This window comes from Paenibacillus sp. FSL R7-0048 (genome assembly GCF_038004505.1).
GTDB classification, from domain to species: Bacteria; Bacillota; Bacilli; order Paenibacillales; family Paenibacillaceae; genus Paenibacillus_AQ; species Paenibacillus_AQ odorifer.
In genome coordinates, this window is sequence record NZ_JBBORF010000001.1 from 2,055,173 (window position 1) to 2,067,705 (window position 12,533).

Here is a 12,533-nt window from a genome sequence, read left to right on the forward strand (position 1 = left end):
GTTAGTTTAATTTCACTGGCTTATTTTTTTATCTATACCGTAGCGCCGAGGGCTACAGTAATCCCACACAGTTGCCCTACATACTATACTGACGCATTCCTCGATACTTACGGACTCAGATGAGCAATTTGCCCATCCCCGATACTTGCGGTCCCATATGACGCTATTCGCCCATACCCCGGTACTTGCGGGCCTAGATGACGCTATTTGCCCATCCCTCGATCTTACGGACCCAGATGACGCTATTTGTCCATCCCTCGATACTTGCGGACCTAGATGACGCTATTTAGCAATTTATCGCCTTTGGAGCGTATTATCGGACCCCAGTGCAGCTATTGCTCAGAATGAGGCTCGTTTTTGGTGTTTTTCGTGCTAATAGTATATGGGGTCCGATAGCAAGCCAAATATGCGCTAAAGCTACGTATAAGGTCATCTGTGTCCGAAAGCGCCGCCCCCCAGTAATCCCTCAGTTGCCCTAATTGGATTTCCAGCGCATTCCCTGATACTTACGGACCTAGGTGACGCTATTCGCCCATCCCTCGATCTTACGGACCCAGATGACGCTATTCGCCCATCCCCTGATCTTGCGGACCCAGATGACCCTATTTGCAAATTTATCGCCATTGGAGCGTATTATCGGACTCCAGTGCAGCTATTGCTCAGAAAGAGGCTCTTTTTTGGTGTTTTTCGTGCTAATAGTAGCTATGGGGTCCGATAGCAAGCCAAATATGCGCTAAAGCTACGTATAAGGTCATCTGTGTCCGAAAGCGCCGCCCCCCCAGTAATCCTACAGTTGCCCTACATACTATTCTGACGCATCCCCGATACTTACGGACCCAGATGACCCTATTTGCAAATTTATCGCCTTTGGAGCGTATTATCGGACTCCAGTGCAGCTATTGCTCAGAATGAGGCTCGTTTTTGGTGTTTTTCATGCCTATAGCGGCTATGGGGTCCGATAGCAAGCCAAATATGCGATAAAGCTACGTATAAGGTCATCTGTGTCCGAAAGCGCCGATCTCCCAGAATCCCCAGTTGCCCTAATTGGATTTCCAGCGCATTCCCTGATACTTACGGACCCAGATGAAGCTATTTGCCCATCCCCTGATACTTGCGAACTTAGATGACGCAATTTACGAAGTTTGTTGTTTTGTTCAAGAAGGAGCAACACCAAAAACGCGGATGTCCCATCAGCCATTTTTGGCTTTTGGGATACCCGCGTTTTGGAGTGGGGGATTAAGAATTAACCGTACCCTTTGGACTAAAGAAGGTCTTCAGCGCCTGATACACTTCTTTTTTGTCTTTAATGACGTAATGCATGAATTGTTCATGTTTCAGATGGCGATAAGCTGACATCAAGGTACTGCTACGATTGTATTGGTTCACCTCACCGTAGCCGAACATATTGCTTCGTTTCAGCAGTTCTCCGATCAGCTTCACGCAACGTTCGTTGTCGGAGGTGAGATTATCACCATCGGAGAAGTGAAATGGATAAATGTTGTACTGCGCAGGTGGGTAGCGGCTATCGATAATTTCAATCGCTCGCTGATATGCCGAGGAACAAATCGTTCCCCCGCTTTCGCCACGGGTGAAGAAATCATGCTCACTGACTTCCTTAGCCTCCGTATGGTGGGCGAGAAAAACAATCTCTACCTTCTCATATTGGCGGCGCAGAAAACGGGTCATCCAGAAGAAGAAGCTGCGGGCGCAGTATTTTTCAAATGAACCCATCGAACCTGACGTATCCATCATCGCAATAATGACCGCATTGGAATGAGGTGTTCTAATATCATCCCATGTTTTGTAGCGCAGATCATCTGGGCTGATACTGTGAATGCCGGGATTTCCGCTGCTTGCATTGCGTCGGAGATTCTCCAGCAGCGTACGTTTTTTATCGATGTTGGACATCATCCCTTTTTTACGAATATCGTTAAAAATAATGGATTTGACCTCGATCTCTTCCTTATTCTTAGGCTTCAGATGAGGCAATTCCATATCCTGAAACAGAATGTCCTCCAGATCTTCCAGATTGACCTCTGCTTCCACGGTATCTTGGCCCGGCTGATCGCCTGCTTTTTCTCCTTTACCGGGCTGTGCCGATTGTGAATCGCGCCCAAGCACATCGCCAACCTGACTTTCCCCGTCCCCCTGTCCTACATGCTTCTGTTTACGGAAGTTATAAATAATCCGGTATTCATCCAGACTGCGAATCGGAACCTTCACAATCTGCTTACCGCCTGACAAAATAATATTTTCTTCGGTAACGAGGTCAGGCAAATTATCCTTGATGGCTTCTCTGACCTTTTGCTGATGGCGTTCCTGATCCTGATGACCTTTACGATGAAGGGACCAGTCTTCTTTTGAGACTACGAAGGAAAAGGGACCGGATGATTGCGACAGGATGACCACCTCCCATGGAATATGAATGTTGATTGAGGGAATTTTTTACAAAGTATATAGTTGGATCCCCCGCAAAGTACCTGAGTACGCATAGAAAGCAAAGCCTCACTTTGTGGGGATGTTTTGGGGTTGTAACTAAAGTATATTCATGGGGATGAGGGATATGTGATTTCTTATTCACTGATCTCATCTACGGTCAGCACATAGCTGTTAGATTGGCTTTCGCCAGAGTAGTTACGTCCATCCATATTGAAAGAGAATTGAGCATTTACGGATCCCTTAAGGAAACGACCCATTACCTGTTCACTCACCTGGACAAAATAATGAATGTTAACCATAGATGCAGCATTAACTATCCCCAGCGGCAAGGTGCCGGTAAATGAAGATTGTGGGTTCGGAACTCCATCAATCACAATGCTGTTGGGATCAAGAAAACATTTTTCCGGGGTTAGACGATTCAGAGATATTTCCGCTGGCCAATTTCCGCTATTGGTTAGTGAGATCCAGCATTGGACTCGCTCTCCTGCTTCTACGATAGTTGGTTTTGCATGGACTACGAGTGAAATGACAGGTGTGACTACTAGGGTGGTAACTGTATTGGAACGAGAGGTTTGCCGTACGGTCCGTCCGTCTGGAAGCACAAAGGTATACTGAACACTACCATGGTTTTGTACGGCTGCGATTTCATGAATGTTAATGGCTGCAGGTATACTCACTTGAAAAACTACAACTGCTGTAGTACCGCCTCTTAAAGTACCTAACTGGATGCCTTCCGCTGGTCGTGCACCTTTTTGCAACACTCCATTTAAGAGAACACTATCCCATACGAAAAGAGTACCTGAAGGTATGGCATCTGTTAGGACTGCATTTACAGCCAGATTCCCGTTGTTCGTTACCGTAAGCTCATATCTCAAATTATCGCCCGGAGCTGCTGTAACATGATCCACTTTTTTACTAATGGTGACCCCCGCTTGGACAAGTGAGACAACCGCAGTGTTACTTTCGGTCGTAATTGTATGCTCATCGACTGAATAGGTGACAACCGCGCTGTTGGTTAAGGCCAACGAGGGAGAAAACTCTGTTACTCGGACACGAAAAGTAATATCAACGCTTAGGTCTGTGTCCAGGGAACCGAGTAATATCCCCTGTGCCGGGTCTGATTCTGGGTAATAAATCCCACCTGCGATGACACTCCCCGGTATAAACACCGCCCCGTCTGGAATAGAAATTGTTGCACTGATTTGAGTTAAGAGGCTGTTTCCTTCATTTGTAAGCCGCAAGGTGTAAGTGACTACATCCCCTATAAAAGAAGTCGGAGTACTTGCAGACAAGGAGGTCGAGAGCTGGTAGGAGCGTAAAGAAACCTGTACGGAATTTGAAAATAGATCTCCTTTAACGATTCTTCCCTCCGGTGTGGAAAAAGAAAAACGGCCTAGCGCTTTATTTTGCAGCACTAGGGAAGACGGCAGGGAAATGATGACGACTTGAAAGGCGATGCTCACTTGATTCTGCGGTGCAATAGAACCAAGGGGGATGCCTGAAGACGGTGTAGCCCCCGGAAGAGGCACACCGTCTCTGAGCACACTGTTGGAAATAAAGGATACACCTTCTGGAAGAATGTCAAACACCGTCAAAAAAGCATCTGTATTTCCATTATTACTGGCTGTAATGGTATACACCAAAGTGTCGCCTAAAGAGGCGTGGAGTTTATCTGTACTCTTCAGCAATGAAAGCACGGGGCCCACGACCGGGGTGTTAACGGTATTGGAATAGACAATTCCGTCAACACCCGCTGCCGAGTTGAAGAGTACCATGGACTGATTGGTTACGACAGGTTGGGTACGTGAGCCGGGAATCATAACGCTACTACCTGAACCTGGAAGGTAATGGTTGAAGAAGCACCTGCAGCAATTGTACCAATTGCGATTCCCGAAGCCGGACTGCCACTAGGACGTGGGGCTCCATCTACGGTAATGCTTCCCGTTACAAACTGGCTGCCAGCTGGAATAGGGTCAACCATGATGACATTATTAACTGGTGAAATCCCTAAGTTGGTGACAACAATCGTATAGGTGATGATATCGCCCACAACCGCATCAATAGAAGTAGTGCTCTTAACCACACTTACGTCTGGTGAAGATACAGGGATAATTAGGACGTTTGAGACAGAGGATCCCGTGAGTAAACGTCCATCTGGTGGTGTGAATGTGAAATTTGCTGTAGCTTGATTGACTAACTGTTGTGGCGAAGGGAGGGAAGCAATAGTAACCTGCAACGTAATGGTTACTGTTACTGTACTTCCCGGAGCTACCGACCCAATACTTAAGCCAGTAGCCGGATCTGATCCTGGTTGTGGTACCCCATTCACGAGCACGCTGTTTGGAACAAAGACAGCTCCGTTCGGAATGGTATCGGTAATAACTACATTTGCTATGAGGTTACCAGTATTCGTCACATTTAAGGAGTAAGTAATCGTATCTCCGACAGTTGCGGCGGTTCTGTCCGCCCCTTTGACAACTACAATGATAGGTTGATATACCGGAATAACAAGTGTATTTGAGAATGAAGATCCTGAGAATGCGCCGGAGGTGAAACTGACGGAAGCTTGATTACTAAGCGTTGTAGGATTAGGCAGCACATTGACAATCGTGTTGAACGAGACTTGAAAAGATGCTCCCGGTGCAAGTGTACCGAGCGAGATCCCGTTGGCTGGATTGGCGCTAGGGCGTGGAGTGCCATCTACGGTCACACTGCCAGCGACAAAGCTAGAGCCTGCAGGTATTGGATCACTGAGGTTAACGTTACTGATATTTGCTATTCCGCTGTTGGTAACAGTGAAGTTATAAGTGATGGTATCGCCAACAACGGCATCGGTAGCTGTCGAAGATTTAGTGACGATAACGTTCGGTGAGGATACTGAGATTGTTGTTGTATTGGAATTGATCGAATTGTTAAATGTCCGTCCATCTGGAAGTGTGTATGCAAACGCGACGGAAGCTTGATTGAGCAGCTGTTGGCTTGCCGGCAATGTTGTGATAAGCACTGAGAACATTACAGACAGGCTTCCATTCGCGGAGATTACCCCCAGTGGGATCCCGGCAGCTGGGTCTGCTCCTGGAGCAGGAGCGCCTTGAATGAGTACACTGTTTGGAATAAACGTTGTACCCGCTGGAATGGTGTCACTCAGGGTTGCTAAAGCTCCGTAGTTACCTGTGTTGGTCACATTTATAGTATAAGTAATCGTATCCCCAACGGTAGCATTGACTGAATTGGAGCTTTTTGCTGCTGCAAGGATAGGCAGATAGACAGGCGTCGTGACGATATTTGAGAAGGCTACATTTGAGACAACACCTGAGGTGAAGCTGACTGTTGACTGATTATTTAACAATCCAGTAGGCGGTAGTGAAACTACATTTACGGTAAAAGCAACAGTTACGGTTACACCGGGTGCTATGCTGCCTAGGGTCACTCCAGTAGCTGGGCTAACTCCTGTGCGAGGCACACCGTCCACAAGCACGCTGCCTGTCACAAAGGTGGTGCCGGCAGGAAGGGCGTCTGTGAAGACCACATTATTTACAGTGGCAATCCCGTTATTAGTTAAAGCTATGGAATAAGTGATTGTGTCACCGACTGTAGTTGATGTTGTGGTTGTAGTTTTAATTACAGCAATATTAGGTGAGGAGACCGGAATAGTGACGGTGTTAGAGAGTGCAGTCCCATTAAGTGTACGTCCGTCGGGTAAGGTGAAGCTGTATGCTGCGGTTCCTTGATTGACCAGTTGCTGAGGACTAGGCAATGAAGTGATGTCAACCGTGAAAATGACTACGGTCGTTCCTCCAGGCTGTATTATTCCAGCTGCAATTCCGGTGGAAGGATCCGCTTGCGCTAAAGGGAGTCCATTGATGAGCACGCTATTCGGAACAAAAGCCGTACCTGCGGGAATATTATCCGTCAATGTTAAATTAGCAGCATAGTTTCCTGTGTTACTAACTGTCAGTGTGTAGCTAACGGAATCGCCAACCGTGGCATTGGCTGTACTAGCACTCTTGACTACGGCAATGTTCGGCTGGAACACAGGGACTGTAACGGTATTAGAAAAAGTGGAGCTTGAAATAACGCCTGAAGTGAAGGTAACGGATGCCTGATTGATGAGTGAAGCTGTAGGAGGGACGGAGGTAACAGTAACACTGTAGGTAACCAGCGCTGATGCACCAGCTGCTAGAGTGCCGATAGATATCCCCGAAGCAGGATTCAAGTTCGGGAATGGAACTCCGTTGACAGACACGCTGCCTGTTACAAAAGTACTCCCTACCGGTGTAGGATCATTGAGTAAGACGCTAGTAACAGATTCTATACCATTATTAGTTATATTGACGTTGTATGTGACCGTTTCACCAACAGCAACTGATGTTGAAGTAGTGCTCTTGGTAACGACAATGTTAGGAGCAGAGACTTGTAAAGTTACAGTGTTAGACACAGCAGTCCCAGATAACGGTCTACCGTCAGGCGGAGTAAAGGTAAAGCTTGCAGAAGCCTGATTACTAATCTGCTGAGGTGTTGGCAGGGAGATGATATCAACGGTGAAGCTGACTGCAATACTGGCACCAGGAGCGACATTTCCTACAGCTATCCCTGTATCAGGGGCTGATCCGGGTTGAGGCATACCACCTACAATGACACTATTAGGAACAAAAACTGTACCTGCTGGAATGTTATCAGTTAGCGTAAGATTTGCAGCCAGATTACCTGTGTTGCTAACAATCACTGTGTAGATGACAGAATCACCGACAACTAAAGCATCGAAATCGCCGTCTCCATCAGCGGCACTTTTTACTAAGGAGATTTGGGGCTGAATAACTGGTGTAGTTGTGATATTAGATGAAGAAGAACCGGAGAATACACCGGATGTAAAACTGACAGACGACTGATTGTTAATCTGTGATGGTATCGGCATCGTTATCCTCACCTCGAATGTTACGGTAGCTGTGGCGCCAGGGCTCAAACTACCGATTGGAATGCCGGCGGACGGAACTGCTAGCGGCAGGGTAGTGCCACTTACAATTACGGTTCCGGGAATAAAAGCGACATTCTCAGGCAGAGGATCGCTGAGAATGATATTGCTTACTGTTGCAATACTGTTATTGGTCAATACAGAGGTAAAGGTAAGGATATCACCAGTAACAGCAGTAGCAGCGTTTACGCTTTTTACAACACTGACGTTAGGGGCGGACACTGGGACAGAGAGCGTATTGGATACTACATTTCCTCCGAGCTGACGCCCGTCTGGAAGGGTAAAGCTATATGTCGCTGAAGCAGAGTTCAGTAATACTTGTGATGGAGGCAGGGCTGTGATTGTGACCAGAAAACTTACGGTGACACTATCACCAGGAGCGAGCGGTCCAACTGGAATGCCAGTTGCCGGATTATATCCGGGCAAAGGTGTTCCTCCAATAATGACACTATTCGTGTCAAACACGGCTTGGGGTGGCAGGATATCAGTTACTAATAGAGTAGCTGCAATATTCCCGGTGTTGCTGATCAGGATGGAGTATGAGAGAGATCCCCCTACAGATGCCTGGGCTGCATTGGCGCTTTTGACCATACTAAGGATGGGCTGAAATACAGGTGTTACTATCGTGTTTGAGAGCGAAGAACCGGTGAACGCCCCAGAGGTGAAGGAGGCGCTGGCTCTGTTTGTAAACTGTGCTGGACTTGGCAAGGAAGCAACATTCACTCTAAAAGACACCGTGACAGAGCTGCCCGCGGCGATACTTCCGATTGCTATACCTGTACTTGGGTTAGCCGCTGCAACCGTCGAACCGTTGACAGTCACACTGCCTGCTACAAAAGCTCCCCCCGTAGGAATAGGGTCAGAGACAACAACGTTAGTAACAGTGACGCTGCTTGGGTTGGACACTATGACTGAATAAGTAAGATTTTCTCCAACCGCTACATTAGTTAGATTTGCAGTTTTGGTTAGTGTAATGTTTGGAGCGGAGACCGGAATGGTTAGGGTATTGGATAGACTGGTCCCGGAGAATGATCTTCCACTTGGCAGTTGGTAGGTGTAATTGCTATTGCCTTGATTATTCAGAACAGGTGGAGCAGGCAGAGATTGTACAGAGACAAGAAAGGTCACAGGAACAGCTGCCCCTGAAGCTAAAGTGCCTAAGTTAATTCCTGTAAGTGGAGAGTCAGCAGGTCTAGCAACACCGTTAACAGTTACACTTCCCGAGACAAAGGTGCTTCCTGAAGGAATATTGTCGCTCAGAGTTACAGCCGCCCCGATATTCCCTGAATTCTGAACATTTAACGTATAAAGAATATTGCCACCTACAGTTGCACTGGAAACGTTCGAGCTTTTTGCAATTTGGATTACAGGCTGATACACGGGAGTTGTAGTCGTGTTTGAGACTGAAATGCCAGTAAAAGCACCCGAGCTAAAAGAGGCACTAGATTTATTCAATAGCTGAGCGGGACTTGGTAATGAGATAACGTTGACTTGAAAAGTGACGGCGACGGAGCTTCCTGGAGCGATGGTACCGACAGCAATCCCTGTTCCAGGATTAGCTGAGGGTTGTGATACACCGGCGACGGTGACACTTCCGGGAACCAGCGATGTACCCGCAGGTATGGTATCTGAGAGTGAAACGTTGGTAACTGCTGCAATTCCGTTGTTACTGATTACTGAGGTGTAGAGCAGTATATCTCCGACAGTTACGTCGGTGAATCCAGCGCTTTTGACTACGGTAACATTGGGTGTTGTAACGGGAATAGACAAAGTGTTGGACGAGGCAGAACCAGCTACCGTTCGCCCATCTGGAACTTGAAACGTATAAGCGGCGCTTGCTTGGTCAACCAACTGCGGCGGTGAGGGAAGACTATTCACGATGACCCGAAATTGAACAGTAGAACTGCCACCGGCTGGAACCGTACCGATAGCAATCCCCGTGGCAGGGTTACCAGCGACAGGATTTCCATTGACGGTGAAGCTGCCTGCGACGTAAGAGCTGCCTGAGGGAATGTTATCCGTAAGTGTTGTTAACGCGCCGATATTTCCTGTGTTCGTGATTTGAAGAGTATAGGTGATCTGATCTCCAACCGTAGCATTGGCGGTACTGGCTGATTTCACAATGTTAAGGACGGGTGAATATACAGGTAAGGTTACTGTATTAGATGGAATGACCCCCGTCATGATAGGGCCTCCGGCTACACTTTGAAACGTAAAGGCAGCGTTGGCAGTATTTGCGATATTTTGTGGACTTGGCGGCAATGAAGTGACTTTGGCTTGATATGTAACCGTTATTGAACTGCTTAAAGCTAATGAGCCTAATGGGATTCCTGCTGTAATATCAAAAGTAGGCCTTACGACGCCAGCAACGACTACGCTTCCAGTTACAAAAGTGGATCCTGCCGGCAGCGCATCTGATAAAACGACACTTGCTGCTCCTGCTGTTCCTGTATTACTGACAGTCACCGTATAAGTTACCGTATCACCGACTATGGGGCCGGCTACATTAGCGCTTTTAGTGAGGTTTATTTTAGGAGCATTGATATCAACCTGTATGGCATTACCGTTGAGTACATAAGCATCGCCTGAGGTGGTTAATTGTAATACGGCAGAAGATTGATTGTTTATCAGCCGGGCGGAGACGTCAACATTGGTAATATCCCAGCCTTGACGGCCGCCGATAATGTTGGTCCCTGGGTTTCCATTGGTTTGATTGCGGTTTCCAAAGGTACCTGTTGTGTTTAGATTACCTGCATCATTGTTAATCTGTGACGCAAAAAAGTTGTTGGCAAAGTTGTTTGGTCCCGATAAAGCAACAAGTGTAGCCGAGGTTGGACCAAATAACGCTTGATCCCCCGAACGGTTGGCATCCCCCTCCTGTGCGCTGAATAACGCTCTGCCGCCAAGCGCACCTGTAATTGGTGTTGCGAAGCCTGTGATCGTAGTTGAAACTGGGGCTGAGGTTGCCTGTACAAGTATTGCACCTGCCCGTAGGGACATATTGCGAAAAGGTAAGGCTGTATTTTGGTAGATTACGCCTAATGTCCAGCCAGCATGGTTGGCCGTGGAATCACTAGGGATAACAATCGTACCCACTACACCGCCAGTGGTGTAGGTGCCGGCGCCGCCTTGTTGGATAATGCTGGTCACGTTGGCGGAACGAACATATGCTGATGCACCACCTCCCAAATCGACTACGTTGCTCGTTGCTGAATCGGGAGTAACGCTGAATGTAGTGCCAGCAGGAGTTATTAGGGAGACAGGATTGTTAATGGCCGAACTGAGGTTAACGGTTCCGTTAATATAGGTACCGCCCCATATCAGTTCTGCATACAGCACTGTGCTGCCAGATGGTAGGACCAGTATGGCTGCTGAACTGTTGCTTGTATAAAGACTAGTAGTTCCGCTAGGATAGGAACCAAATGTCGATGAAGTATTAACAGTAGTAAAGCCACCGATGCTGTCTAGTGTCCCTGGCACTCCGATCGTATCGGAGCGGCTAAGTCCAAGCGTGTTGCCGGTAAATGTGATAGCACCGGTCGCATTGATCGTTGCCCGTACGACTAGTGGAATGATTCTCACCTCCTTCGAGGTTGATTTTGGCCAAAAGTGAACCGTCCTATAGTTAGGACGGCACAGTTAATACCTGTATGTTAGCCTATGATACAAAATGGGTATTAGTGTATGTCCCATCTTAAAATTATAGAAAAAAATGTCTGTTTTGTGATTTAAGTCTTCGTTCGACAAGAACATGAGGTTCAGGATAATGAGTTCTGCTCATCAGCTCCAGCTCCTGATCAGTGATATTGTGCTTGACTACGACAAAATGGTACATGATTTCATGCACTACATTTGCTTGAAGGGTCTTTAGTATTTCTAGTTCTTCAGTTTCGTAAAGCGGATCTTCATAAGGGTGTTGATAGAATAACTCCATCCGCAGCAACCGATAATCGAAGGGTGGTGCGGGTACAGGGTAGTCTGGAATAGCTGGGCATACTGGACCGGATGGGGGTTGGAAGAAGGATCCTGTAAAATGCCGGGGGGTATATTCGTCAAACTTCTGCTTAAAGGAAGGATTGGACATATGGGCAAAGCTGTGGGCATAGGGTGCTAGAATGCAAACAACTGCTTTATGGATGCTAATTCTGTGAATTTCCGCCATGGCTGTGAATAAATTGTCCACATAAGGCAGTACACGGCTAGCCATAACAAACTCAGCACTATTGTCAGGGAGAGGAATCTCTTGGCAAATATCGCAGACAATATCTACAACAGGACCCGCGATCCGATCGATCCCGAGATAACCTGCTTCCTTATTAGATCCACAGCCGATATCGATTTTCAAGGGGCTCACTCCTTTGGGATAAATCAGGCTCACACTATTGTATTAATACCGCTGTAGCCTGCATCCGACGGATGCCTAATAGAGGCTGGAAGTTATCTATAATTACTTCATATGAAACTTTCATAGAGTGGTTAACGTTATAAGAGTATACTTATGAAGATGACTTTGAAAATAATCGCCACATAGAGGAGGCACTCAACATGAAAAAACAACGTTCATTACCCGCCATAGCAGCGATTGCTGCCTTAACATTTGCCTTAACCGCTTGCGGCGGGAATAATTCGGCACAGACTTCAGGAGAACCGACTGCAACACCTTCTCCAACTTCAACCGAGAGCTCAAGCACAGCTGAGCCTACAGAAGCTCCAAGCACTCCCGTACCCACTGAGAACCCAAGTACAGCCACACCAACCGAAAATCCGAGCACAGCTAAACCTAGTTCTACTCCAAAAGCAGAAGGTAAAACAATAAAAATGACGGCCGTTTATATCGGACAAATAGATAGTCATTCCGTTGAGATTGCGACAAAAGAAGGTCCAACCGCTTTTGAGATTTCAGCTGGAATGGAGAGTATACTTGATACTTTGAATTCAGATGATTCCGTAGTTATTGAATACCTGGAAAAAGCAGTGGAGGGCGATCCGTCTGTTAAGCAACGTGTGCTGACAAAGCTGGCTCTAGCGAAATAATTGAATGTATTAATTTGCAAATAGAGGGTGTCTCAGCAATCATATAGTGGTTGCTGGGACACCCTCGTTTTTTTTAAGCATAGTTCTT

Annotated in this window: 5 protein-coding genes; 1 reads left to right on the top strand and 4 read right to left on the bottom strand. The window is 47.0% G+C overall.

The window, feature by feature from the left end; translation table 11 throughout:
- Positions 1-1,236: 1,236 nt before the first annotated feature.
- The 4 genes from yhbH to NSQ91_RS08710 form a co-directional block, all read right to left on the bottom strand.
- On the bottom strand, positions 1,237-2,400 hold the full coding sequence (gene yhbH, locus NSQ91_RS08695) for a sporulation protein YhbH (RefSeq protein WP_036684553.1): 1,164 nt from the start codon (positions 2,398-2,400) through the stop codon (positions 1,237-1,239).
- 173 nt (positions 2,401-2,573) lie between these two features.
- The gene (locus NSQ91_RS08700; protein ID WP_076303879.1) at positions 2,574-4,259 is read right to left on the bottom strand and encodes a DUF11 domain-containing protein; all 1,686 of its coding nucleotides are present in this window, start codon (positions 4,257-4,259) and stop codon (positions 2,574-2,576) included.
- Positions 4,256-10,993 (bottom strand): DUF7507 domain-containing protein, encoded by a 6,738-nt coding sequence (locus NSQ91_RS08705; RefSeq protein ID WP_340917388.1) that lies wholly within the window; start codon positions 10,991-10,993, stop codon positions 4,256-4,258. The genes NSQ91_RS08700 and NSQ91_RS08705 overlap by 4 nt, the downstream gene beginning before the upstream one ends.
- Before the next feature lie 118 nt (positions 10,994-11,111).
- Positions 11,112-11,756: a methyltransferase domain-containing protein gene (locus NSQ91_RS08710; protein ID WP_340917391.1), complete on the bottom strand. Its 645-nt coding sequence runs from the start codon at positions 11,754-11,756 to the stop codon at positions 11,112-11,114.
- Positions 11,757-11,956: 200 nt separating this feature from the next.
- Between NSQ91_RS08710 and NSQ91_RS08715 the strand changes: the two genes are divergently transcribed.
- The gene (locus tag NSQ91_RS08715; RefSeq protein WP_340917393.1) at positions 11,957-12,445 is read left to right on the top strand and encodes a hypothetical protein; all 489 of its coding nucleotides are present in this window, start codon (positions 11,957-11,959) and stop codon (positions 12,443-12,445) included.
- Positions 12,446-12,533 lie beyond the last annotated feature (88 nt).